This is a genomic window from Sulfurimonas sp. NWX79, from assembly GCF_039667035.1.
GTDB classification, from domain to species: Bacteria; Campylobacterota; Campylobacteria; order Campylobacterales; family Sulfurimonadaceae; genus Sulfurimonas; species Sulfurimonas indica.
In genome coordinates this window covers 1-24,213 of the sequence record NZ_JALCZL010000004.1, presented here as the reverse complement: position 1 = coordinate 24,213, position 24,213 = coordinate 1, and the positions used below count along the sequence as shown (strand labels likewise).

27 protein-coding genes and 1 pseudogene are annotated in these 24,213 nt (G+C 31.3%); 19 read left to right on the top strand and 9 right to left on the bottom strand.

What is annotated here, in order from left to right; genetic code table 11:
• The first annotated feature begins 398 nt into the window (after nt 1-398).
• From MNY27_RS02840 to MNY27_RS02825, 4 genes and pseudogenes are all read left to right on the top strand, one after another.
• Complete coding sequence (locus MNY27_RS02840; protein WP_346391856.1) at nt 399-989, top strand: ParA family protein; 591 nt, start codon at nt 399-401, stop codon at nt 987-989.
• A 40-nt stretch (nt 990-1,029) separates the two neighbouring features.
• Nucleotides 1,030-1,287: a hypothetical protein gene (locus MNY27_RS02835; RefSeq protein ID WP_346391855.1), complete on the top strand. Its 258-nt coding sequence runs from the start codon at nt 1,030-1,032 to the stop codon at nt 1,285-1,287.
• Nucleotides 1,288-1,359: 72 nt separating this feature from the next.
• Nucleotides 1,360-1,494, top strand: a complete 135-nt coding sequence (locus MNY27_RS02830; protein WP_346391854.1) for a hypothetical protein — start codon at nt 1,360-1,362, stop codon at nt 1,492-1,494.
• 3 nt (nt 1,495-1,497) lie between these two features.
• Nucleotides 1,498-1,941: pseudogene (locus MNY27_RS02825) on the top strand (DNA adenine methylase).
• Nucleotides 1,942-2,299: 358 nt separating this feature from the next.
• Here MNY27_RS02825 and MNY27_RS02820 read toward each other — a convergent pair.
• From MNY27_RS02820 to MNY27_RS02810, 3 genes are all read right to left on the bottom strand, one after another.
• The gene (locus MNY27_RS02820; RefSeq protein ID WP_346391853.1) at nt 2,300-2,698 is read right to left on the bottom strand and encodes a hypothetical protein; all 399 of its coding nucleotides are present in this window, start codon (nt 2,696-2,698) and stop codon (nt 2,300-2,302) included.
• A 105-nt stretch (nt 2,699-2,803) separates the two neighbouring features.
• Complete coding sequence (locus MNY27_RS02815) at nt 2,804-3,061, bottom strand: replication initiation protein (protein WP_346391852.1); 258 nt, start codon at nt 3,059-3,061, stop codon at nt 2,804-2,806.
• A gap of 24 nt (nt 3,062-3,085) precedes the next feature.
• Nucleotides 3,086-3,403: a RepB family plasmid replication initiator protein gene (locus tag MNY27_RS02810; RefSeq protein WP_346391851.1), complete on the bottom strand. Its 318-nt coding sequence runs from the start codon at nt 3,401-3,403 to the stop codon at nt 3,086-3,088.
• A gap of 1,064 nt (nt 3,404-4,467) precedes the next feature.
• Between MNY27_RS02810 and MNY27_RS02805 the strand changes: the two genes are divergently transcribed.
• The 15 genes from MNY27_RS02805 to MNY27_RS02735 all read left to right on the top strand — a co-directional run bounded on the left by MNY27_RS02805 (nt 4,468) and on the right by MNY27_RS02735 (nt 17,394).
• Entirely contained in the window at nt 4,468-4,596 is a 129-nt protein-coding gene (locus tag MNY27_RS02805) for a hypothetical protein (RefSeq protein WP_346391850.1), read from the top strand.
• A gap of 129 nt (nt 4,597-4,725) precedes the next feature.
• The gene (locus MNY27_RS02800; protein ID WP_346391849.1) at nt 4,726-5,205 is read left to right on the top strand and encodes a hypothetical protein; all 480 of its coding nucleotides are present in this window, start codon (nt 4,726-4,728) and stop codon (nt 5,203-5,205) included.
• A 42-nt stretch (nt 5,206-5,247) separates the two neighbouring features.
• Nucleotides 5,248-5,424, top strand: coding sequence for a hypothetical protein (locus MNY27_RS02795; RefSeq protein WP_346391848.1), 177 nt, complete (start codon nt 5,248-5,250; stop codon nt 5,422-5,424).
• A 15-nt stretch (nt 5,425-5,439) separates the two neighbouring features.
• Nucleotides 5,440-5,568 carry a hypothetical protein gene (locus MNY27_RS02790; protein ID WP_346391847.1) on the top strand — a complete coding sequence of 43 codons (129 nt, stop codon included), beginning with the start codon at nt 5,440-5,442 and terminating at the stop codon, nt 5,566-5,568.
• A 233-nt stretch (nt 5,569-5,801) separates the two neighbouring features.
• Nucleotides 5,802-6,011 (top strand): hypothetical protein, encoded by a 210-nt coding sequence (locus MNY27_RS02785; protein WP_346391846.1) that lies wholly within the window; start codon nt 5,802-5,804, stop codon nt 6,009-6,011.
• On the top strand, nt 6,008-6,289 hold the full coding sequence (locus tag MNY27_RS02780) for a type II toxin-antitoxin system RelE/ParE family toxin (RefSeq protein ID WP_346391845.1): 282 nt from the start codon (nt 6,008-6,010) through the stop codon (nt 6,287-6,289). The genes MNY27_RS02785 and MNY27_RS02780 overlap by 4 nt, the downstream gene beginning before the upstream one ends.
• A gap of 516 nt (nt 6,290-6,805) precedes the next feature.
• Nucleotides 6,806-7,132: a hypothetical protein gene (locus MNY27_RS02775; RefSeq protein ID WP_346391844.1), complete on the top strand. Its 327-nt coding sequence runs from the start codon at nt 6,806-6,808 to the stop codon at nt 7,130-7,132.
• 572 nt (nt 7,133-7,704) lie between these two features.
• Nucleotides 7,705-7,878 carry a hypothetical protein gene (locus MNY27_RS02770; RefSeq protein ID WP_346391843.1) on the top strand — a complete coding sequence of 58 codons (174 nt, stop codon included), beginning with the start codon at nt 7,705-7,707 and terminating at the stop codon, nt 7,876-7,878.
• A 575-nt stretch (nt 7,879-8,453) separates the two neighbouring features.
• Nucleotides 8,454-10,559 (top strand): ATP-binding domain-containing protein, encoded by a 2,106-nt coding sequence (locus MNY27_RS02765; protein ID WP_346391842.1) that lies wholly within the window; start codon nt 8,454-8,456, stop codon nt 10,557-10,559.
• Nucleotides 10,549-11,259 (top strand): DUF2290 domain-containing protein, encoded by a 711-nt coding sequence (locus MNY27_RS02760; protein WP_346391841.1) that lies wholly within the window; start codon nt 10,549-10,551, stop codon nt 11,257-11,259. Before MNY27_RS02765 ends, MNY27_RS02760 begins: the two co-directional genes overlap by 11 nt.
• A 75-nt stretch (nt 11,260-11,334) precedes the next feature.
• On the top strand, nt 11,335-12,246 hold the full coding sequence (locus MNY27_RS02755; RefSeq protein WP_346391840.1) for a hypothetical protein: 912 nt from the start codon (nt 11,335-11,337) through the stop codon (nt 12,244-12,246).
• Between the two features lie 138 nt (nt 12,247-12,384).
• Nucleotides 12,385-13,491: a methyl-accepting chemotaxis protein gene (locus MNY27_RS02750; protein WP_346391839.1), complete on the top strand. Its 1,107-nt coding sequence runs from the start codon at nt 12,385-12,387 to the stop codon at nt 13,489-13,491.
• Complete coding sequence (locus tag MNY27_RS02745) at nt 13,478-15,664, top strand: response regulator (protein ID WP_346391838.1); 2,187 nt, start codon at nt 13,478-13,480, stop codon at nt 15,662-15,664. Before MNY27_RS02750 ends, MNY27_RS02745 begins: the two co-directional genes overlap by 14 nt.
• 73 nt (nt 15,665-15,737) lie before the next feature.
• On the top strand, nt 15,738-16,406 hold the full coding sequence (locus MNY27_RS02740) for a response regulator transcription factor (RefSeq protein ID WP_346391837.1): 669 nt from the start codon (nt 15,738-15,740) through the stop codon (nt 16,404-16,406).
• Between the two features lie 157 nt (nt 16,407-16,563).
• Nucleotides 16,564-17,394, top strand: a complete 831-nt coding sequence (locus MNY27_RS02735) for a HAMP domain-containing sensor histidine kinase (RefSeq protein WP_346391836.1) — start codon at nt 16,564-16,566, stop codon at nt 17,392-17,394.
• Here the strand turns inward: MNY27_RS02735 and MNY27_RS02730 are convergent.
• The 6 genes from MNY27_RS02730 to MNY27_RS02705 form a co-directional block, all read right to left on the bottom strand.
• Complete coding sequence (locus MNY27_RS02730) at nt 17,391-18,131, bottom strand: transporter (protein ID WP_346391835.1); 741 nt, start codon at nt 18,129-18,131, stop codon at nt 17,391-17,393. The genes MNY27_RS02735 and MNY27_RS02730 overlap by 4 nt on opposite strands.
• Nucleotides 18,132-18,134: 3 nt before the next feature.
• Nucleotides 18,135-18,941: a CheR family methyltransferase gene (locus tag MNY27_RS02725; RefSeq protein WP_346391834.1), complete on the bottom strand. Its 807-nt coding sequence runs from the start codon at nt 18,939-18,941 to the stop codon at nt 18,135-18,137.
• A complete protein-coding gene (locus MNY27_RS02720; protein ID WP_346391833.1) occupies nt 18,934-19,488 on the bottom strand; it encodes a chemotaxis protein CheB in 555 nt (184 codons plus the stop codon). Before MNY27_RS02720 ends, MNY27_RS02725 begins: the two co-directional genes overlap by 8 nt.
• 3 nt (nt 19,489-19,491) lie before the next feature.
• Complete coding sequence (locus tag MNY27_RS02715) at nt 19,492-21,441, bottom strand: methyl-accepting chemotaxis protein (RefSeq protein WP_346391832.1); 1,950 nt, start codon at nt 21,439-21,441, stop codon at nt 19,492-19,494.
• 83 nt (nt 21,442-21,524) lie between these two features.
• On the bottom strand, nt 21,525-23,597 hold the full coding sequence (locus tag MNY27_RS02710) for an EAL domain-containing protein (protein WP_346391831.1): 2,073 nt from the start codon (nt 23,595-23,597) through the stop codon (nt 21,525-21,527).
• A 410-nt stretch (nt 23,598-24,007) separates the two neighbouring features.
• Nucleotides 24,008-24,213: hypothetical protein (locus MNY27_RS02705; RefSeq protein ID WP_346391830.1), on the bottom strand; the 206-nt coding region annotated here is incomplete at its 5' end.

The window sequence follows — 24,213 nt, the reverse complement described above, 5'->3', positions numbered from 1 at the left end:
GTTCCTTGATTTTCATCAAGCATTTTTTGTAACTTTTTTCTCATAGTATAAAAGTAAAAATATAAAATATAGGTAGTTATATTTAAACAGTGCAAAAAATACAACATCCTACACCTCCCACGAGGGGATGTTGTATTTTTTACTTTTAAATGTTTGATATTTTTTATTTTGCTTTTATATCTATAAAGTTATAAAAAATCTTGTGTAAATCAAGAAGTATGGAAGATCATGTAATAGATGAGGCTTGATTAGGGATGATAAGTTGTAACTTATAGTGATTATGATGATGGATGTTTATATCTGATTATAGTTATTTATATTATAATTAAGTATAAACAAGATAATTTAATATACTCTATTATATACTAGTGCTAAGAATTATAAATAAAGGTAAAAAAATGCAGATAATTATTTTTAACCAAAAAGGCGGGGTTGGTAAATCTATGCTTGCCACTCAGATAGCACTGTACTTTGATGCAACTATTCTAGAACTGGATCCCTATGGTGTTTTATCTCAAACTCTTAGTGATGATATGGTGTATAAAGTTGGATTAAAAGATGAATTGCCAGAGGTAGTTCAAGGTGATGTAATTTATGATTTTGGAGGCTTTGACGATAAGAGAGTAGATATTGCAGCTAAGGGTGCAGATCTAATTATTATCCCTTTTAATCCAACTATCAACTCTTTGGGAACGACACTTGAGAGTTATGAAAGAGTGAAAAATCTTGGTCTTCCTGTATTATTTGTTATAAATGCTGTTATAAAAGAGCAAGATGCACTTGATGCAATAGAGTACCTAAAAGAAACCCTGCAAAGTAATGATTTGGAGTTCTTTATCATTCCTCATACAAGAGCTCTGCAAACTTCTGAAAATGAAGGTCTTTCTATCCTTTCTTTAGCTGCATCATCAGGACTTAAAAGACACACATACAGAAAAATAAGTGCCAAGATGCAAGATCTTATGAACCTCATAAAAAGTTATATTTAACTATGGTTAAATATAATATAAATAACTACAAGGAAATATTATGGCAAAAGCAAAATTCAATAAACTAAATAGTGACAATGAAGTAAAAATCACCCATGCAGATTTACAAAAAAAGAAGCCTGGACGCCCTGTAGGCTCAAAGGTTAAAAAAGAGCAAGCTAATGTTTCGCTCTCAGTTGCTCTGACCCCCACTCAAAAAAAGCAACTTATAGAGTATGCTGATAGAGATGACAGGACAGCAGGCTATGTTATAAAAAAGCTTCTCATAGAAAAAGGGATTATTGAGCCAAACAAATAAAATATCTTTTTTATTTGACAAAACAAAATTTTTATTTATAATGAAGTCACTTTATCTCTTAACCATACAAATATGAATAAAGTAACCCTACAAAAATCAACACCATTAAAAAGCCCAATAGGCTGGGTTGGTGGTAAAAGCAAGTTAAAAAAAGAGATCATCTCTCTTTTTCCCGAGCATAAGCACTATGTGGAAGTGTTTGGATGAGGACTGAGTGTCTTTTTTGCGAAAGAGCCTTCAAAGCTAGAAACAGTCAATGATATTAATAACGATCTTATTAATCTTTGGCAGGTAATAAAAAATTATCCACAAAGTTTATCGCACTATCTCAACCTCTTATTTATCAGCCGTGTAATTTTTAACAATATCAGGTTAAAAAACTATACACCAAGAAATCATATTGAAAAAGCAGCATATTTTTACTATTTGGTTTCACAAAGCTTCTGAAGCAGAGGAAATAATTTTGCAATGAGTTCCAAATCTTGAAGGAAACCTAAAAACCTATGGAAAAGTTTTACAAGATGGAGTGATAGGTTTAAATTTGTCACTATTGAAAATATGAGTTTTGAAGATATCTTAAAAAAGTATGATAAAAAAGATACTTTTTTCTACCTTGATCCACCATATTATGAATATGAGAACTACTATGCATGAGGTTTTAAAAAAGCACAGCATACACTTTTAAGAGACAATCTAAAGAGTATAGAGTGAAAGTTTTTACTCTCTTATAATGATTGTTCCGAGATTAGAGAGCTTTATAAGGATTTTAAAATTATCTCTTCAAAGGAGATTGCCTATACACTTTGAGGATCATCTAAAAGCAGAAGAAAAATAGTAAGTGAACTCTATATCACTAACTACTAGCAAAAGAGGATTTTTCCTCTTTTTTTTCAAACCAAGAAAAAAACATGGCTTTTATTAAAACTCCGTCAATTCCCTCTTTCTCATAAATAGTTTGAAGTATGTCACTCTGTATTTTTTCCTCTTCAAATTGTTTGATTATTTTTTCTTGTCAGGCTTTGTCGAGAGAGTAAAAATGTTTAGTAGCTTTTGTTTGAGCTTTAGGTAGAGGATGATTGTCTGCATTATGTAGTAAATCCCCGCTAATTGTACCTTGAGAATCTTCCAGTCTGTTTTTGTGAGTGCATTTTTCTCGTGCATCTCCTTTAGAATTGGATAGTACGGGGAGTTTTTGTTTATCTTTGAGAGTGGGATAAAAGTCATTTTTTAATACTGTTAGAGTATAAGCAGGTATATTTTTTATAAGTTTTTGGTGGATTTTATGCTTTATGATTTGGAGTGACTCCTCTATGTATGGCACTGGATAGGTAGTGATAACTTTTTTTGCTTGTCTGAGTGTGAGTCCAAACTCACTTACAAGCTTTTTTTGTAAGTCTAAGTTTTTAAACACTTTCATCTCCTCTTGAGCTTTTTTTCATCTTTGTAACTCTTTGAAGTGAAACTTTAAAGCAGTTACTTTTTTGTTCTCTTTAGTGTAGGAGACTTTTACATCATATCATCCAATGGTGCTAAGCTCCTCTATAGCAGGTTTTATAACCCTTGCAGAGAATCTTTTAAACTCTTTATATTTCTCTTTTTCTACTCCCATAAGTTTTTTAAAATCATCAAGTGCGATGATGGGAGTCTGTCCGATACTTTGATAATCGACAAATATCTCATAGAGGCACAGGGAGTATTTGGAGGAGAAGAGCTTCATAGTAGAGAGTTTTATTTTTGCATAGATATTTGGCTCATGGAGTCTTTTTCTTAGCACTGGCGAGAAAGAGTAAGTGCATCTTCACTCGCCAAACTCTACAGATGATAGCAGTGTTGTTGCACTCCAAGCCTCTTTATCTTTTGAGAGTATATTAAACTCCACTACACTTGCCATCAGCCCTTTAAGGGCTTCTTTTAAATAGGAGAGGTTTTTAGAGTTAAACCCTACAATAAGTTTGAGATAGTGCAACTCTATGGTAAAACTCTCTTTTTCTTTCAACTCTACATATGCAAATGCGATGAGAAAATTAAAAAGTTTTCTCTGTAGAAGTGAGATTTTATTGGATATGGCAACTACAGCAGAGTTTTTTATGAGTTTATCGTTTAGTGTTTTTGTCATAATATTTTTTAGTATATAGAACACTCCAATATTTTAAATTAGTCCATCTGCTAAAAAGGAGCTCTTGAGAAAATGTATGTAAAGCTTTTATACTATAGATAATTATTTTTTTATAAATAAAGGCTTTAGGAGTGTTCTGCTATCAAGTATAATGAAAAGACTACAGATTGCAAATATTTTGGCTTGACACTTATTATGAAAATATTGTGTAGTAGTAAAACTCAAAATTTCATAATTCCCCATAAAGAGATACTTTTGCACCCATAAAAGTGGTCTTATCTCTAAAAAACTACCCACAAATGGGTACTTTAACTTTTTTTAACCCCTTTGTTATGCCAACACTCGTCATCCTAAAATATATTGAATTAAAATATTTATTAAATCGATAGTGATTTTTTTAAAAAATAGCTAACAAAAAATAGAGTGGTTAAATATTTGCAATATCTCAAAAGATATGATGTAATAAGACTACAAGCTAAAAAAGCTTTTTATAACTTAAGATTACATTTATGAGCCTATTTGAAAATCTACTACAAATCTACACTAAGAAAAAAGAGCATCTTATAAAAGCTGTATTTATTCCAAATGCTGCTGTGTGAAATAGATGAGCCTATTATCTCTACTATTATGACTTTTTAAAAAACAGTTTTTATATCAATGATCTTGATTGTATCTGACAAGAGTGAAGAGCAAGTGCTATCAATATTATTGAGCAGATAGCTTCTCTTGCTTATAAACAAGAGAGAGAAATTTTTGAATCAATCGTAGAGCTTTTTCCAAAAAATAGAGTTCCAAAAATATATTTTTTTTACCGTCAAAAGAGCACAAATCTTATCATTATGGATAATGTAACACTCACTCCTATTAAAAATGACAAGTGAGAGATAACAGGATTCAAGTCTCCCTCTTGGGATAAACACACTACTCAAAAGTATAAAGAAGATGACATCTCACTCTCTAAAATATAGCACTGTGCTATATAGTTGAATAAAATCTCTTTAAAAGTGTCGCCAACACCTCCCAGAACATTTTTAATATAAATTACACCCATAATTACAACTAAAATGATAAATTTTATAAAAAAGACAGTCTATAAACTACGAACCAACCTCTCTTTTTATCTCTTTAGTAAAAAGATATATCCAAGTGAGTTTAAAAAGCATTGTCTCATTACAGGGATGACTGGAAGTTGAAAAAGTGAGTTACTCAAATACCTCATAAATTTTCAAATAGCCAATAATAAAAGCTCAGTCATAGTAATAGACCCTCACTGAGATGTAGCCAAAGAGATAATCTCAAACAAATATCTTGATAAAACAAGAGTGGTCTACTTCACCCCAAAACTTTTAAAACAGGGAGTATTTGCACTTAATCCATTTGCAGTAAAACTAAATGATAATGAGATAGACATCTACTCAAACGAACTAGCCCTTGTATTTGAAGAGATGATAAAAAGCTCCTCTTCACTGACACTCAATATGAAATCACTTTTAGTACCTTGTATAGCAGTTCTTTTAAAAAGAGATAACAGCTCACTCAGAGATCTGCAAAGATTTATGCTTGAAAATAACGAAGACCTGGTGCTACTTGGAACCAAGTCAAAAAATCCTGCAGTTGCACAGTTTTTTAAAGATAATTTCAATTCGCCAATTTACTCAATCACAAAGCAATCCATTGCAGTAAAAATACAATCACTTTTAAACTCACATATTTTTACAAACATAACAAGTGTCAATGAAACTATAAACCTAAAAGGACTCATAAGCCAAAAAAAGATAATAGTCTTTAATCTCTCAAAGTGAATGCTCTGAAGTGATGTATCTCAGGCATTAGGGAGGTTTATAGTGGCACTGGTGCAGTCTATCGCAATACATAGAGCCAATATACCAATAGAGTACAGAATGCCTGTAAACCTCTTTATAGATGAATTTCAAAACTACACCACTAAGTCTGTAAAAGCAATACTTGAAGAGAGTAGAAAATACTCACTTCATATTACACTAGCTTCACAAATGCTATGAAAAAATATAAACCCAATGCTCAAAGAGTCAATTACAAGTAACACAAATGTAAAAATCATAGGTGCAAACTCTTACTCACAGATAAACTACTTCGCTAAAGAGACAGGCATAGAAAAACAAGCCTTACAAAAACTCACTGTATGAAATTTTTACATCAGTTCAAACTTTGTAAAACCATTCAAATACCAAGTGCCTAAGCTATTTCTATGAGATAAAAACAAGATGGAGAGTGCTATGTATAAAAAATTTGAACAAGAACAGGTTGAGAGGTATTACACCCAAAAGCCTGTCAAAAAAGAGGAAGCTAAACCACTCTATGCAGTGGAGTAAAACTTAAGATATGGTATAATTACAGTATAAGTTTAAAGGGATTTGCAATGACTATGATGCTAAATGTGGATGAGAAATATGTCTCAAAAGTAGAAAACTTTATAGCATCTCTTCCAGAAGGTGCAGTTGAGTTAAAAAACTCACTTGATGATGAGATAGCCAAACGGGTTGCAGAGTATAGAAGCTCTAAGATGCAAACAACTCCGTTAATGGATGGATTACAGAGCATTAGAGAAAAGTTGGTATCTCAACTTTGACTATAGAGAAATCACCAAGATTTAAAGATGAACTTGAGGTAATTGTTGATTTTATAGCAAAAGACAGTGTCAATCGTGCCTTGGCATTTTATGACGAACTGCTTGTGAAAATCAACCAAATTCCAGATAAACCCTATATTCACAGAAAAAGATTCAAGCTGAATGATGAGAATGTAAGGGAGCTTGTATTTATAGGCTATACCATACCTTACGAGATAGACAAAACAAACAACAAAATCATCATCCTTGGTATCTTTAACCAAAACCTTTGGCTCTAAAGACTATTTTTTAACCAAAAATTTATGCTAAAAGAGAGATCCATAAAAATACTCGAAGCTCTGAGTATCTTTAAATTTTTAAACAGTTCTCAACTTATAAAGCTTTGAGTTGCCAAACACAAACCAAATCTCATCCCTACATACAAAGAGTTGCTTCTTTTAAATATGATATGAAAGCTCACTTTTGGAGTTGATCCAAAGTTGTGAAAACTGCAAAACTACTACCATCTCAAACCAAAATGAAAAAACTTCCTTACAGAGCATCTGCACTATAAAAAGAAAAATATAAAAATGCCAAAAAACAGCAGTAGTATGTTTTTTCGAGACTATTACCACCGTACACATGCAATAGATTTTCAAATTGGGCTTTATAAGCATATACTGAGTAGATGATGAGAGGTGCTTTTATATGACACCTATTATGATCACACCTGAAGTACCAAAAAAGAAAAACCCCTCAAAGCAAAAACCAAACTGATATTTGCAGACGGCTCGTTTTTTATCCCTGATGCCATTATGAAACTAAAAGTAGATGGTGAGATAAAAATTTATACATTTGAGATATATAACGGTCAAGATACCAAAAGAGTGATGCAACAGTTGCAAAAACATATAAGATCACTCCAGGAGGGGTTGCCATCTGTTACACTTAACGAAAAAAAAGGAAGTAAAGTTTTACTTCTGTTTGATTCAACTTCTTGCATGAGAGCTGTTATGGATAGAGTAAAGAGTGAGAGTGTGTTTATGAATTTTAAAAATCTTTTTTTATTCAATGACACCCAGACTCTAAAGACTCAGTTTGACAGTTGGTGCAGTTGTGAAAGCAGATATGTAAAACTGTAACTTCCGTTTTTCTACTTTGGTGTAAATTTGTTTTTGCAAAAGTGTAAGTGATAGAGTAAAGTCAACTAGTATATACTTTGTTCTACATTTTTGTACAGACTTTTGAAATTTACATAAACTATAATACACATTAGTAGACTTTTGTCAAATTTATTTTTTAAACTATTTTTATTATGAGAGTATTAAGCCTGTTTGACGGGATGAGTTGTTGAAGAGTGGCATTACAAAGAGCAAATATAAAAGTAGATGCCTACTATGCAAGTGAGATAGATAAGTATGCCATACAAATCGCACTTAAAAACTACCCAGACACCATACAACTCTGAGATATAAAAAATCTTAACAAAACAAATCTCCCAAAAGATATAGACCTGCTTATAGGATGAAGTCCATGTCAGGGTTTTAGCTTCGCAGGGAAGCAGTTGAATTTCAAAGATGAAAGAAGTAAACTTTTTTTCGAGTATGTAAGAGTACTAAAACTCACTAAACCAAAGTACTTCCTCTTTGAAAATGTAAGAATGAAAAAAGAGTACCAAGATGTTATAAGTAAATACCTGTGAGTAGAACCCATCATGATAAACAGCTCTCTTGTCTCTGCCCAAAATAGAGTAAGACTCTACTGGACAAATATCCCAAATATAACACAACCAAAAGACAAAAATATAGTTCTAGCAAATATATTAGAAGATGGTGTAACCGATAGAAGTAAATCATACTGCCTTGATGCACACTATGCTTGTGGGTGAAGTGTAAAAAACTACTTCTTAAAATCAAGAAGGCAGTTAATATTTAAAGACTTCACAATTTTAGAAAACTCAAAACTGAGTGTAAACGGACTAAAACCTGTTGCCAAAGTAGATATAGCAGGGTTTGAGAGTAGCAAAAGAGTCTATGATATCAACCATAAGTCTCCAACTCTTACAGCTAACTCATGAGGGAACCAGTGACCTAAAATACTTTTAGTGTGAGAAAACACCAAAAAAGGCTACTGTGAGATAAAACCTTGAGAGTGCTTTGATGCTACATTTTTAAACTCAAAAACAAGAAGATGAAGGGCTATGATAGAAAAGTCTAACTGTTTAACTGCAGCGAATTATGAATTTATGCACTACAGTAAAAAATGATATGTCAGAAAACTCACACCTTTGGAGTGCGAGAGGCTTCAGACACTACCCGATAACTATACAGAGGGAGTTTCTAACTCTCAGAGGTATAAGATGATTGGGAATGGGTGGACTGTGGATGTTGTGACTTGAATTTTTAAAAATTTGTATAAACAAAATTTAGATATAATCTGAAATATTACAAAAAGGTTCTTAGCGTGGAAAAAATAATAGCAACAGAGATCCAACCAGAAGGTATTGATAGTACTATACTTGATTATTTGGAAAAAAATTCAACTGAACTAAGATTAGAAAATGCAATTATCTACTATGGTTTTCCTATATTTAAAGATTATGATGATGTCTCAATTAAAGCCAGATTGGTTATTCTATCACCTTATCATGGATTAATTTTGCTTTACCCATCTAGCGAAGATAAAATTATTGAAGATGATGAAAGTCTTGAACAATTATATAGTTTTATAGAAACCTCTTTAAAACGAAGTAAAATCATAAGAATAAATAAAAGAAATTTAGCAATACCACTAGATAGCTTTTTATACTTATCTACAACAAACAAATATGATGAGTTGGAAAACAATATATTGACATCTCTTTCAGCAATATCTGAAACACTAAAAGAAATTGAGTTAGATAAGAAACTTGAAGATAATATTTTAAATGAATCCAGGTCTATTATTGAAGGTTCAAAAGCTTTATCTAAAACTACTAAAAGAGAAAAAGTTTCGGAGGATCCAACAAGCAAATCAAATATTTTAATTGAGTTAGAAAAGGAAATATCTAATTTCGATGAAGAACAAAGAAAAATAGCTATTAGCTTAATTAATGGACCACAAAGAATTCGTGGTTTAGCAGGCTCAGGTAAAACAATAGTTTTAGCAATGAAAGTAGCTAATATTCATTTGCAATATCCTAATAAAAAAATATTATTTACTTTTTATACGAAAAGTCTTTATAATTTAATTAAAGAATTAATAACTAAATTTTATTGGCACTATGCTGGTACAGAACCAAATTGGGATTTAATTGATATTCTTCATTCTTGGGGAGGAAGAAGTATTGATGGTGTTGCATATAATGCATGTATTGATAATTCACTAGAGATACTTTCCTTTAAAGAGGCTAAAAAAATAAGTTCTGATGATGTGTTTCAAGTGGTTTGTAATGATATTATTCAGCATGATATTCAAAGTAAATATGATTATATTTTAATAGATGAAGCTCAAGATTTACCAAATGAGTTTTTTAAACTTTGTTATCAATTAGCACATGGGGAAAATGGAAATGGAAAAAATATAGTATGGGCGTATGATGAACTACAATCTATATTTAATGTTTATCAAAGAACACCACAAGAGTTATTTGGAAATGATAGTAATGGAGAGCCATGTATTGATTTAAGTCTATTCCAACGAGACTTGCATGCAACACAAAAAAATGATTTAGTTCTTTATAAGTGTTATCGAAATCCATTAGAGGTTTTAATTACTGCACATGCACTAGGTTTTGGTTTGTATTCTCCGCAACATGTTCAAAAGCTTGAAGATGCCAATCATTGGAGAGATGTAGGTTATACGGTAGAAGGCAATCAGTCCTTTGATATTGGGGATACTGTTACCGTAAGAAGAGATAAAGAGAATAGTCCACTTTCAATTTACAATTATCAAAAGAAAGAAGATATTATTCAATGTTATCAAGCAGAAGATTTAAGAGAAGAATGCCATTGGATAGCAGATAAAATAGAGGAAGCTATTAAAGATGGACTAAAACCCCAGGATTTACTTGTTATTGTTTTAGATGATCGTTATGTTAAAGCATATTTTTCTAAATTATCTTTATATTTATCAGAAAAAGGTATTCGTTCAAATAATCTTCAAGCATCTACACTTGCCGCACCCCCTTTTAGTATAAAAGATATGGTTACATTATCTACTGTACATAAAGCTAAAGGGAATGAAGCCGCTATGGTCTTTGCTGCAGGACTTGATGCTCTATATTCACAACGAAATACAATAAGAGGTAGAAACAAATTATTTACAGCATTTACCAGAACTAAAGCATGGCTTAGAGTTAGTGGAGCAGGTGAAAATATTAATGTATTCTTTGATGAAATCAAACAAAGTTTAGATAACTCTCCAAATTTAAGATTTACAATTCAAGAGATAAGAACAATACAAAGAGATTTGGATACTAATCCACAAGAGATGAAAGAGTTTCAACAGATGATTTTAGATTTAAAAAAGAAAGGATATTCAAAAGAGCAATTAAAAATGTTATTTGAAAAGGATGATATTGAATCGTGAATTTAATAAAAATATTACTCAGTGTATACAATTTTTAGATCAATATAATTTATTATTTCAGGCTGGATGCATAACTTCTTTATCTGCATCAAGCGAATTTAAAAAAAATGCAAGAAAGTCAACATCATATAAAAGATTGTATGATATTGGGACAAAATATCAGGACTTTAATTTCATGTTAATAGATAAGTCTTTTTTTCAATTTTCAAGAACTAAAATTATAAACAAAAAAACAGGAGAAGAAAATTTTGACTTGCGTTTTACTTACTATCCAAATCCCTATAAATTTGTTGAATACCAAGAAAATAAAATAGAAATTGAACATATGTACGAAAATAATGAAATTACATTAGAAGAATATCAACAGTTTTTATCTGAAGAATTTTTTACAAGTGATATTCCATTAATACGATATGATTTATCAAAAAATCAATATTGTGAAAACTATCATCCTACAGCACATTTTCACATTGGATTTCATGCTGAAAATAGATGGCCAGTCAAACGTGAATTAACACCTATGTCATTCATGCTCAAAATATTGATGCATTATTATATTAAATGGTGGAAAGATTTAGGTGATTGTGGTAAAAATGAAAATTTATTAACAAAAATATACACAGAAGAACTTAAAAAATGCTTACTACTTGATAATGAACATTTTTCTAATATTGAAGAAAAAAGACTTTACTTTTCATAGGAGATCATCAATACTTCTATGTTTTTTTTATGATAAGATGTTATCAAGTTACAAATATATTTGAGGAAACTGTATATGACACCACCGGATTTTGGATTAAGTATAATAGCAAGTTGGATTGCTAATAAAATTGACAAAAGTTTAAAGAAATCAGATCAAGAATATGTGACTGTTACACAAAATACCTCTCCAAATATAAATCCTCCTATTGTAGAAATAGAAACTGAATCCATGTTATTAGCACAGCGGTTTCAGCAAATAATTATTCTAATGAATGAAAATCGTTCCGAATACAACAAGTTTACTATTGCCAATTTATCAGAAATTTTAAACTTAGAAAAAAGAAGTATCTTAGATAATATTGTCACAGGACGTATTGAACCTACATTTGACTTCATCAAGCAATTTTGTCACACTTTTCGTATTAATTACCATTGGCTTAATGAGGGCAAAGGTCATCCATTTGAGGTTTCATATTTATACTATAGTCCAATGAATTATTTAAATGATATTATAAAACTCAATCCAGAAAGAATATATTTTATTCAAAATCAATCAGATATCGCTGAAACATTTATTATGCTAGGATTTTCTGATTGGTATTATATGGTTTGTACAAAAATTTGGCATATTAGCAATCATGTAGGAGCTGGAGGGAGAAGTCAAATATATGATTTATATAGACTTGTAAAAGAACTTAAGTCAAATATGTTTTATCTTAAATGTTATGGATTAAAACTTGAAAGTAAAGAATTTTTTGCTATATTTTATGGAAAAAAATTTCCAGGTAGTTGCCTAATAGGTGACATGGGGGTTCAAGGAAATCATCCTTGGTGGGATGATTTTACCGATATTTACCATACATTTCCAATCGCTGATGATTATTTAAGGATACATGGGAAAAGTTTTATTGATGCACAAGAAATTATAAAACAAGAACTAAATCGTAAAGAAAATTCCAATTTAGCTCTACATAATAAAGATTAATCAACTTTAGAAAGATTCTTATTTTGCATTTGATACTACTAGATTTTATTTATGAAATAAACTTCATAAATAATAAATATAAATTTCACAATACTTAACTATAATCCTAAGTAATTAAAAGTACATAAGGCATTATCGATGTTTAAAAATAAATACAAAGAAAAGTATTACCAACTTTTATCTGAACATGAAAAGTTACAGGAAGATTATGATGATCTTGCAAAAGAATTGCAAGAGTTCAAAGTGCAAGATACTGATTCCTCTTGTATGCACTCTGCATTTGACACACTCGCACAATTACAAAACAATAATTTAAAAAACAACATTAGTGATATACAAAAAAATATGGCAGATGCTATTGATGCTTCTAAAAACAGTTTAGAAAAAACTACAGAACTCTCAAGCAGTATAAAAATGGACATAGAGAGAATTAATGAAATTGTAGAAAAATTATCGGGTTTAACAGTTTTAGCGGATGAGTCTATTACAAATATTGAAAGCTTATCTTCCAAAACAGAAGATATCTCACTAATACTGCAACTTATTAAAGATATTTCAGATCAAACCAATTTGCTTGCTTTAAATGCTGCCATTGAAGCAGCTCGGGCGGGTGAACATGGTCGAGGCTTTGCTGTTGTTGCTGATGAAGTGCGAAAACTAGCAGATAAAACTGATAAAGCTGTAGGAGAGATAGGACTTTCATTGCAATCTATGAAACAGGATGTCAGTAGTGTCTCAGAACAATCTGTAGAGATGCAAAGCTTAATTCAAAATTCCAATGAATCTATGAATCGATTAAGTAGATACTTACAACAAGACTTTTTACAACTTCTTGAAACTTTTGATACAATGTATCTTTCAAATAATCATACTTTTATGTCTTTGGCAAAACTAGATCATGTGTTATGGAAAATCAATACTTACTATTCTATTTTAACTGCAAAAGAGCAGTTTTCTTTTGTGGATCATCATAATTGTAGACTTGGTAAGTGGTATGAGAAAGGTGATGGAGAAAAACAGTTTTCACAAACAAAAAGCTACAAATTTTTAGAGTCTCCTCATGCCATTGTGCATAACTCAACAAAAAAGATTTTTGAAAAAATGAAACAAAATCTTCATTTTGAACAATACCTCGAAGATTTTGAAACAATGGAGAAAAACAGTATGGATGTTTTTAAAATACTTGATAAAATATTACAGGAAAAGACCTCTAATGGGGGGGGGGTAAATAATGCTTTATTGTGATGATATCTATCATACAATTGATGAAAAAGTTGAGTACAATATATTAATTGTTGAAGATTCAGAGATGTTTAATAAAGCTATTTCTAGCGAACTCTCTAAAAACAAAAACTTTAAGAGTAAACAAGCATACACTCTCAATGATGCACAAAATCTTCTTCAAGAAGATCACTTTGACTTTATTATCTTAGATCTTAATCTTCCTGATGCTTTTGGTGAAGAACTTGTTGATACAATAAAACAAATTTCCCAAGCCAAATTAATCATCTTGACGTCTGAAGTTGATGTTCAGATTAGAGAAACACTTTTTAAAAAAGGAATTTTAGATTATCTTGTAAAAGATAAGACTTTTTCATATTCTCTAAAATCAATTGCAAAAATTATTGAAAATGTAGAAATCAATAAAAAAGATACCATTTTGGTTATAGATGACTCAAAATTTATGTGTAAACAGTTAGAATCTCTATTACATGTAAAGAACTACAATGTACTTACTGCCTTAAATGCAAAAGAGGGCTTAGAGATACTGTATAGCAATAGTATCAGTACTCTTATTTTAGATATGGAACTTCCTGACAAACATGGTTTAGAGCTTCTTCAAGAGCTAAAAGTAATGACTGAATATTGTCATCTTCCTGTTATCATCCTCTCTGCAAGCAATGACCCTGAAGTGGTTCGTTCTGCTTTAAAACTAGGAGCTTCAGACTTTATAAAAAAGCCCTTTAACATAGAAGAGTTCACATTAAAAGTTGACTTAAGTGTAACGACATATCGAAAAAGAGTGCAACTGCTTTGCTCACAACAGATGGTTTCTGAGTATAAAGAGATAGTTGACGAGAGCTCTTTAGTAACAAAAACAGATACAAAAGGGATTATTACCTATGCAAACGATGAGTTTTGCAGGGTTTCTGGGTACACCCAAGAAGAGCTTATAGGAAAACCCCACAATATAGTAAGGCATCCCGATATGTCAGCAGAAGTTTTTAAAACAATGTGGAAAACGATTCTATCAAAAAAAACATGGAAAGGTGTCATCAAAAATCGTACTAAAATGGGACATCCTTACTATATAAAAAGTACTATTAAGCCCATACTAGATATAAATGGTGATATTGTAGAATTTATATCAATTCGTACTGATATCAGTGAACTTGAAGCATATAAGGAGCTTTTAGAAGAAAACCTTGAGATATCAGGAAATAATTTAAACTACTTAAAACAGCATGAAGATGCTACAAATAGTTTTATTTCTGTTATGAAAACCAATAAAAGTGGAAAAATCATCTATGTAAATGATAACTTTTTACAACTTAGTGGCTACTCAAAAAATGAGTTATATGGAAAAGAGTGTAAATCTATTAGAGCGATTAAACATATAAAACAAGGTGATTGCGACAAATTGCACAAGCAGTTACAAGATAAAAAAACTGTCTCTTTTTTATTTGAAAATATTGACAAAAGTGGAAAAAGTTTCTATACCGATACATTTATTTACCCACTTATAGATAAAAATGAAGACATACAGGAGTATGTGCACTTGATGCACAATGTAACTGAAGTTGTCAAAGTGCATCAAGAGCTTGAAGAGACACAAAAAGAGATTATCTACACAATGGGTGAGATTGGTGAGAGTAGATCTCAAGAGACAGGAAACCATGTAAAACGAGTAGCAGAATACTCTAAGCTTCTTGCACTTTTAGCTGGACTAGGTGAAAAAAATGCCAATCTACTTTTTATTGCATCTCCGATGCATGATATCGGAAAAGTTGCCATCCCTGATGCTATTTTGAACAAGCCTGGACGACACACCCCTGAAGAGTTTGAGATTATGAAAACACATGCTGAAATAGGTTTTAATATCTTAAAAGTATCAAAAAGACCAACACTCAGAGCCGCAGCTGTAGTTGCATATACACATCATGAAAAATGGGATGGCAGCGGATATCCTCGAGGAAAAAAAGGAAATGAGATTCATATTTTTGGTCGTATAACAGCAATTGCTGATGTTTTTGATGCACTTGGAAGTGATAGAGTCTATAAAAAAGCATGGGAACTTGAAAAAATATTAGCACTTTTTAAAGAAGAGAGTGCTAAACATTTTGATCCAAAACTTGTTGATCTCTTTTTTGAGAATTTAGATAAATTTTTAAAAATTCGTGATAGCTTTAAAGATTAATCAAACTTAATGATTTTCTTTGTCAAGTTTCTGTAAAATAATAACTATAAACCTAAATATGAGAGTAGTATAAATGAACATTCTTTTAGTAGAAGATGATAAAGAACTAACAGCAACACTCACTAGAGGTTTATATGAAGAGGGGATGCATGTCAATAGTGTATCTCTAATTGATGAAGCCAAATCATATATTCAGATGAAAACTTATGATGTTATTATATTAGATAAAGTACTTCCTGATGGTGATGGAAGCTCTTTTTGTACTGAACTTAGAAACAATGGCAATAGTGTACCTATTTTAATGTTAAGTGCCTGTGATGAGTGTGACGATATTGTTGATGGACTCAACAAAGGAGCTGATGATTATCTCACAAAGCCTTTTCGTTTCATAGAACTTGTGGCTCGAGTCCGTGCACTCTCAAAACGCTTAACTAACATAAAAAGTCATATTCTCAAAGTAAGAGACTTAACACTTAACATCATGTCAAGAGAACTAAAAAAAGGAGATAAAATTATAGAATTAAGAAACAATGAATTTAATCTTCTTCTGCTACTAATGAAAAGAAAAAACAGTGTTGTCTCAAAAACCGAGATTATAGATTATATATGGAATATGGAAAACTTTATAGACCCAAATCTTTTGAATGTTACGATCTATAATCTCAGAAAAAAAATAGAAAGTTCTAAAGATACAAAAATCATACACACTGTAAGAGGTATTGGTTATAAAATTGTTGAGTAGACTTTTGAGATATAAAAAAGTTCTTTTTTTACTAACACTGCTTTTAGTTCATATAGTTTTTTTAGAAAATTTGAACTCTTTAGAGCCATATATAAAATACTACATTATATTTAATATTTTTACCATTCTTTACTTTCTCTGGCTAAAAATAAAACTAGTGCATCTCAATAGTTATATAACAGATACTATTATCAGTATTGAAAAAGAGATTTTACATGATAATATCCAACCTCTTTGTATACCTAAAAACATTCAAGAGATTAAACAGTTTGTAGAAGAGGTAAATAAAATAATCTTTTATTTGAATCAAAAAAATAAAGTTGCACAATCATTTAATGCAAATATGGCACATGAGCTAAAAACACCTCTTGCTGAGCTTAAAGCTAAGCTAGAATACTCTCTTTACTACACAGCACTTCAAGATAATCTTGCAACAGAGTTGCGAGCATTTATACAAAAAATAACTAGTCTTGAAAACATAGTCTCTCAAATGCTCTATGTCTCAAATAATAATATACAAAAACTCAACAACTCTATGCAACGGGTTTTACTCAATGATATCCTCTACTCTATATTAGACACAAAAAAAAGTGAGATAGAAGCTAAACAGCTCAAAATAGATATAGAGATTAATCAAGCAATCTCAATGCACGGACATGAAAAACTACTTCAACATGCTATTGGAAATATTATTGATAATGCAATAAAATATTCATTACCAAATAAGAGGATAAAAATTATCCTTAGAAAAAAGAAAAACTTTATTTTTCTTGCAATAATTGATTACGGCATAGGAATAGATAAAAAAGAACTCAAGTTAATTTTTCATCCTTACTATAGAGGTGAAAATGCTTTTTCAAATAGTGATGGGTATGGACTTGGACTTAGCTTGGCAACTTGGATCTTTGAACTTCACAGTGCCTCTATAAAAATTCGAAGCAAAAAAGGCAAAGGAACCTTTGTAGGAGTCAAGTTTTACACTAGTTAAAACTCTATTGCAATGCCAAGTCCAAAGAAGTCTTCAGACTCTCTATTGAGTCCTAATCCTCCGTTTATATCAAGTTGAATATTCTCTTGTAGTAAATATGTAAAACCTCCATCGACTACTTTTTCCGTAGGTATTATTGATGAAGATGGTATGATGGAATAGAGTTCTATAAAGCTGGCAAACTTCTCTGTATGGCTAAAAGTAATTCCAGCTGCAGGTTGAAAATCATAGATTCGTTTTTCATCCCTATAAGTACTTGATTGAAATGTTCCAAAAAATGAGATAGTTTCATTCAGTGTATAATCCCACAAAAGTCCAATGAGTGGTGAAATATTTTCTGTTTTAAAGCTGCTTTGCCTATCTGTTGGCAATGTTACAAGTGTCATAAATGTAAAATTATATTTCTCATTTTTAATGAGGCTATATTTTCCACCTATGGTTATATCAGATGTAGGGCTCTCCTTAAAATCTTTTGTAGTACTCCATCCATCCCATAAAAAATCAAACTCAATATCTTCTGTAACCCCTGTACGAAGTTCAAAAAGAGGAAAATCTTGAGTATTGTTTTGAGATGAAAATGTGTCAAAAGTGTAATTGTATCCCATCTCAATGTTAAACTTTCCAGGTTTCACTGTATATGTTCCTGTACTAAAACCTGGTCTGTCAGCAATAATTTCTGCCTGTATATTGACAGATATAAATGCTACCAAAGCAGTACCTAAAAAGATTTTTTTCATACTTCAACTCCTAATATAATGTTCTAGTTGACTTGATACATCCGCATGTCCTAGATAAATGTTTGTTGTATTCTCTTTTTTTAACTTTTGTAGCTGTTTATAAGCTTGAAGTTTCTTTTCATTATTAAAATATATAAACATATTACGAGAAAAAATGATATCAAATTTTCCAAGCTTAGTAAGATTTGTTTCAAATATATTGGCAATATGAAATTCTACAAACTTTTTAACATCCTCTTTTACATAAAAACTATTATTTTTCTTTGTAAAGTATTTTTCTATAATATCTTGTTTGACTCTATGAAGTGAACGCTCTTTATAGATCCCCTCTTTTGCTTTTTGTATAACATTTTTGTCAATATCAACTCCGACAACTGTAAAATTACTTATATTCATCTCTAATGCAGTAATAACAATGCTATAAACTTCCTCTCCTGTTGAAGATGGGAGAGATAAAATATGTAATTTTTTATGAGTATTTTTATAATTTTCTAAAGCTTCTTGAATCTGTGTATGCTCACGAAAAAAGTAGGTTTCATTAATCGTAATGAGGGTTATAAACTCTTCAAAATTAAATGTACTCTCTTGAATATGCTCAAGAAGTTTAGAAAAAGAGGCTATATTATTATTTTTACAATAATCGACTATTTTTTGTTCAATAAGAGGTTTGTTTTCATCTAAAATTATTCCTGATTGCTTCTCAATGTATATATAAAGTTGTTTTTTAGCACTTCTATTTACTTCGACACTATTAGTCTCGTGAGAATACTCAAGAGAATTTAAAGCTTTTTTTCTAAAAAAATTAAACATTTTGAAGATATTTGGCTATATTGTCAATATGCATGATTTCAATGCTTTGATTTAGTTCATATGCTGCTTTTGGCATACCATAAACTTTAGCACTCTCACTGCTTTCAGCTATGCACAATGCCCCTTTTTTATAAAGTAAATCCATCCCTTTTGATCCATCATCACCTATACCTGTTAAAATCACAGCTGTAACTCCATACTGAGGCAAACATCCAAGTGCAGACTCAAAAAGAGCATCAATGCTTGGTGTATAAAGTGTTTCTTTATCTAAAGAGTCTAAATAGATAGAATCTGATTGGATTGAGAACTTCGAACTTGTTTTACATATATAGATAGAAGATTGTTCAATCTTTGTTTTATCTTCTACAAGGTGTAGAGGTAACTTGGAAACATTTGAGAGTTCTGTAGTAAAACTCTCCATTACATTACTGTTCATATGCTGGGCTATTATAAATGATGCTTTAGTGTTTTTATCCAAATGTTGGACTATCTTTTTAATATGCCCTGGTCCACCTGTTGATGCTCCAATGAGTACTAGCTTGTGCATTTTCTAACTTTTAAAACTGCTAAGTTGAGCATTTAATTTTTCAATGATATCATTTTGATGCTCAGCTGCTGCAGCAATCTCTTCAACACTTCTTGCATTAGTGATAGATACATCATTGAGCTTCGCCATATTTTTGGAGATGTCAACAACTCTGTTTTTGAGTTTATCTACAGCTAAAGAGCTCTCCTGTGCCATTGATTTTGATTTTTCTATAGCATCCATAACACTGTCTATGCTCTCTTCTACATCACCTGCCTGTTCAGCTGCTTGAGCTATCTCTTTTGCGTTTTCTTGCATATTATCGCTTGATTCATCAACTGACTGCACAACAACATTGATGGTGGCATTTATCTCTGTAAGACTTTTTTGGGTTCTCTCTGCAAGCTTTCTTACTTCATCAGCAACAACAGCAAAACCTCGTCCATGCTCTCCTGCTCGTGCTGCTTCAATGGCTGCATTGAGTGAGAGCAGGTTTGTCTGTTCCGCTATATCACCTATGAGTTCAAGTATGCTTTTTACATCATTGGTACTCTCTTTAAGCTCTTGCATCTTCAGTGCAAGCTCTTCTTCTTTAACACTAGAGTCTTTTACTGTAGTGATTAGAGTATTTATTTTTGCTGTTGTTTCACTTAGTGCTTCAAAAGAGTTTTGTGAGATCTTTTGCATCTCTTGAACTGTATCATCAACAAACTCTGCTTCTTGTGTTGTTTGATCTGTATCGTTGTTGATAGATTTTACAAGAGTAGCTTCATCTTCTACCCGTTTGCCAATCTCTAAAGATGTAGCAGAGAGTTCGTTTGATATTGATGAGGCTTCATTACTGACTGTTTTAGCTTCACTTATGGCATTTTGAACCTTCTCAATAAATTGATTAATATATTTGGCAACATTAGCCAATTCATTTTTACCTTCAATATGGATTCTCTTTGTTAAATCACCATCTCCAGAAGCTAAATTTTTTGCAGCATTCGCTATCTGCATAAGGTTTCTACTAATAGTTGTAGATACAAAAAGCATAAAAACAATAACACCTAAACCTATAGCTGTAAAAAGAGTAATCAACTGCATTTGAAGATTGTGAGCGAGTTTCTCTTTTTCTTGCTTTTGATCCTCTCTTAATGCCATAAGAGCTTCTTGAGCCTCTTTTGCTTCTTTTTTCATCTGCTTATTTACCTGAAGTGACTCCTCACGCAGCTCACTAAAAGTATAAAAAGCTTTTTTATATTCACTTAAAGCCTTTAAAATATCATCTATCATTTTTTTGTTTTTTGGAGAGTCTAAAACATCTTTTACATGTAAAGAGAGTTTTTCAATATTTCTGATGTATTCCTCTACTTGGTCTTGATACTTTATATCTTTACGGCGAAGGTAATTTTTCTCTGCTATTCGCATAAACAAAAGCTCTTTTACTATTTTGTTTGCTAAAGATGCCTCCTCTATCTCATCAGCTATTACTCGTACATCTTTTGAGGTGCGTATGACTTTATCTCGCTGTCTTTTTTGAATATCTCTTACTTTTGAAGCAATTATCTCAACATCTTTCGCCTCTTGTATCATTTTTGCTTCCTCTACCAAAGAAGCATCTCGAAATTTTTGAAACTTTTCAAATAGGCTTAAGTACTGCTCTATGTTTGTTATAACATCTTGAACAAGTTGCTTGTTTTGTGGATCTTTAAAACTCTTCTTTAAAGCATTTGCTTCTTGTAAACTCTCTTGCACAAGTTTTTGAAGCTCATTTGCATAGTTTGCATCTTTTCTTTGTATATAGTTTTTTTCGTTTATTCTTGCTTCTAGCATCTCTTTAACAATTTTGTTGGAGATGGAAGCTTTTTGACTTTTATCTTCAAGTTTGTCCAAATTTGAATCAATAGCAAAATAGAGATAGATAAATGCAAGGGAGATTACGACAGGAACAATGAGGAGTTGTTGTTTAATAGTAATGTTTTTCAACATATAAGCACCTTTGTTTAAAGTTATCTAATACTAGCAAACCGATATGAATTTATGATGATTTAAATATGAAATATATTTCATATTTAATCTAAAAGTCTCTCAAATGACTCCTTTGTCATTGGTTTGTAAAAATAGTAACCTTGAATTTTTACACTGTTGTGTTTTGTGACACTTTTGAGTGTTGCAGCATCTTCAACTCCCTCTATAACAATAGTAAGATGCAGTGTTTTTGCCAAATAGACAATCCCTTCAAGCAGTTCTTGTGCTCTTACATCATCTAAAAGATTGTCAACAAATTTTTTATCTATTTTTATAGTATTAATTGGGTAATCTTTAATGTACGATAATGAAGAGTACCCGGTCCCAAAATCATCCAAAGAAAACTTAAAGCCTAACTTTTTAATAAGTTCCATAGTGCTAAAAATAAGATCATTGTTTTGAGCAAAAACACTCTCTGTTATCTCAAAGTAGATTTTTTGAGGGTTGATTGATGGATACTTTTGCAATACCCTTTTTAAAAATGGGATAAAGTTTTCATCATAAAACTGTAAGATGGAAAGGTTTATGGAAACTACATTTTTAAATCCTCTTCGCTCTATCATCTCAAAAACCTCTTCTATAATCATATAAGTGACATCTAGAATCATCCCATTACTTTCAAGTTTGGCTATAAACTTAGCAGGAGCGATAACTTCTCCATCTCTCTCCCATCGCAGTAGTGTCTCAACGCCGTAGAGTGCTTCTGTTTTTGGCTCGACTATAGGCTGGAAAAATACTCGAAACTCTCTGTTTTTTACAGCATCTCTTAGTTGAATATCTAACAATGTTTCAGATTCTTGTTTTTCATACATTTTTTTATTAAAATAGATGTATTTTGCTTTTCCTGAATTTTTTGCAGCATACATCGCAACATCAGCATATGAGAGTATTCTTTCGCGTGATTCGTTTTGGTGGTCTGAAACATATATACCGATAGATATGGAGGTAAAGATAGTATGCTGGTCTATATAGATGGGTTTTTGCATAGTATCTAGAATTTTGTTTGCGATATTGCCAGGTACTGTTGGATTTTTGATATTTTGAAGCAGTATGGCAAACTCATCACCACCAAGTCGTGCAAGTAGATCATTGGAGCGAATATGTGTTTTCATCCTTTTTGCAATAATCTCCAAAAGTTTATCTCCCGTTGTATGTCCATAAGTGTCGTTAATATTTTTAAAATTATCAACATCAATAAACATCACTGCAAAGAGTTCATCACTTTTGTGACATCTACTTATGCACTTCTCTATCTCCTCTTGAAACATTTTTCGGTTTGGCAGATTTGTCAGTTTATCATAATTGACTAGAGTTGAAAGCTCATGAAAAGTCGTTTGTAGCATCGCTATACTGTTGTTAAGCATCTGAGACATCTTCCCCAACTCATCTTCTGATGTGACACGAATACGCTTAGAAAAATCTTCATGAGAAATGGTAGTAAGTACCTCATTTATCTGCTTAATTGGTTCTATAATAGAATTCATAAGCATTTTTGCAAAAAAACCACTGAAACTTACTATAACTAAAATAATAAGCTGAATTATAATAACTTGCTTACTGAAAATCTCATCAGAGTGTTGGTGTCTCAGTTTTGCTCTTTGTATCTGGTATTCTGAGAGTTCATTAAGTGCCTCTCTTGCTTGGCGAAACTCAAAAATAGCCTCTTTGTAGAGAATTGGCTCAAGTTCGTTTTCACTCTTTTTTAAAAGATTAGGATAAATTTTATTGTAAATAATAGAAAGATACTCTTGAAAATTTGTTTGAAACTTTTCAAGCTCTAACTGCTCCTCTTTTGAGAGTCTGGTGTTGTCATAAAAGTCAAGTTCTTTTTTAATTCTTTGTACCTGCTTGGCTATAATCTCTTTGTGATGTTTGATTTCTAAAGGCTCTTTTGCATCAAGTAGTCGTAAGCTTCTATCTCGTATTCTATACAAAGCACCCTTTAAATGTGATATGTTTTCTAAAGGAACAACCTCTTGTGTGTAAATATTATCGACTCGTTTATTGATCTGAGAAGATTGCCACAAGCTCCACTCACCGATGATAAAGACTAAAAATATCAAACCTCCAAGTGTTAAATATAACCTTGTCTTTAACTGCATCTTGTTAAACATCATTTCACAACTCCCAATAGAATAATCACTTTGGTACTTTAGCATATGAATATGAAATTTTCATTATTGTTTTAATTTTAGAAGAGTTGATTTGAGAACTTATCTTCTTGTGTACTTTCTTATTGAAATTAAAAACTGATAATATAAATAGCCTAAACTTAGCCTGTGAAATAAAAAAACTATTGGATGAGTGGAAGCATCAATACTGCTGAAAATATAAAGGTGTTCAATAAAACTGTTTATTATATCTATCACATGTCCTGGTCAAGCAATTATTAGAATGTAGAACAACATCATCTTTAAAAGAAATATTTTCATATATGATAAGATTGCCTTCAATACGAACTTTATCATGCCAATTAAAAAAATCAATATTCTCTATGTATTGAGAATTAATATGAGTATTTTTCATTTTACATCACATTATCGAGTTCAAACCACCACCCAATAACATCTAAATGCTTTTGAGCAGACTCGTAGAACCATTTTTCAAGAGCCTCATACTCAAGTCCCATCCCATTTTTACTCTCAAACTGCTCTTCATACTCCTCTTGAGAGTCAAAGCCTTCTAAAATAGCCACTATAGAGTATCTTGCACCTATATTGTCATTTGGGTTTG

What these genes read in the sequence shown, in the direction of transcription:
- MNY27_RS02725 (WP_346391834.1), bottom strand. Translation starts at nt 18,941, where the DNA reads ATGTTTAATTTTTTTAGAAAAAAAGCTTTAAATTCTCTTGAGTATTCT.
- MNY27_RS02785 (WP_346391846.1), top strand. Translation starts at nt 5,802, where the DNA reads ATGACTATGATGCTAAATGTGGATGAGAAATATGTCTCAAAAGTAGAA.
- MNY27_RS02750 (WP_346391839.1), top strand. Translation starts at nt 12,385, where the DNA reads ATGTTTAAAAATAAATACAAAGAAAAGTATTACCAACTTTTATCTGAA.
- MNY27_RS02715 (WP_346391832.1), bottom strand. Translation starts at nt 21,441, where the DNA reads ATGTTGAAAAACATTACTATTAAACAACAACTCCTCATTGTTCCTGTC.
- MNY27_RS02740 (WP_346391837.1), top strand. Translation starts at nt 15,738, where the DNA reads ATGAACATTCTTTTAGTAGAAGATGATAAAGAACTAACAGCAACACTC.
- MNY27_RS02805 (WP_346391850.1), top strand. Translation starts at nt 4,468, where the DNA reads ATGATAAATTTTATAAAAAAGACAGTCTATAAACTACGAACCAACCTC.
- MNY27_RS02835 (WP_346391855.1), top strand. Translation starts at nt 1,030, where the DNA reads ATGGCAAAAGCAAAATTCAATAAACTAAATAGTGACAATGAAGTAAAA.
- MNY27_RS02810 (WP_346391851.1), bottom strand. Translation starts at nt 3,403, where the DNA reads ATGACAAAAACACTAAACGATAAACTCATAAAAAACTCTGCTGTAGTT.
- MNY27_RS02730 (WP_346391835.1), bottom strand. Translation starts at nt 18,131, where the DNA reads ATGAAAAAAATCTTTTTAGGTACTGCTTTGGTAGCATTTATATCTGTC.
- MNY27_RS02770 (WP_346391843.1), top strand. Translation starts at nt 7,705, where the DNA reads ATGATAAACAGCTCTCTTGTCTCTGCCCAAAATAGAGTAAGACTCTAC.
- MNY27_RS02745 (WP_346391838.1), top strand. Translation starts at nt 13,478, where the DNA reads ATGCTTTATTGTGATGATATCTATCATACAATTGATGAAAAAGTTGAG.
- MNY27_RS02710 (WP_346391831.1), bottom strand. Translation starts at nt 23,597, where the DNA reads ATGATGTTTAACAAGATGCAGTTAAAGACAAGGTTATATTTAACACTT.
- MNY27_RS02840 (WP_346391856.1), top strand. Translation starts at nt 399, where the DNA reads ATGCAGATAATTATTTTTAACCAAAAAGGCGGGGTTGGTAAATCTATG.
- MNY27_RS02790 (WP_346391847.1), top strand. Translation starts at nt 5,440, where the DNA reads ATGCTCAAAGAGTCAATTACAAGTAACACAAATGTAAAAATCATAGGT.
- MNY27_RS02755 (WP_346391840.1), top strand. Translation starts at nt 11,335, where the DNA reads ATGACACCACCGGATTTTGGATTAAGTATAATAGCAAGTTGGATTGCT.
- MNY27_RS02720 (WP_346391833.1), bottom strand. Translation starts at nt 19,488, where the DNA reads ATGCACAAGCTAGTACTCATTGGAGCATCAACAGGTGGACCAGGGCAT.
- MNY27_RS02775 (WP_346391844.1), top strand. Translation starts at nt 6,806, where the DNA reads ATGAAACTAAAAGTAGATGGTGAGATAAAAATTTATACATTTGAGATA.
- MNY27_RS02830 (WP_346391854.1), top strand. Translation starts at nt 1,360, where the DNA reads ATGAATAAAGTAACCCTACAAAAATCAACACCATTAAAAAGCCCAATA.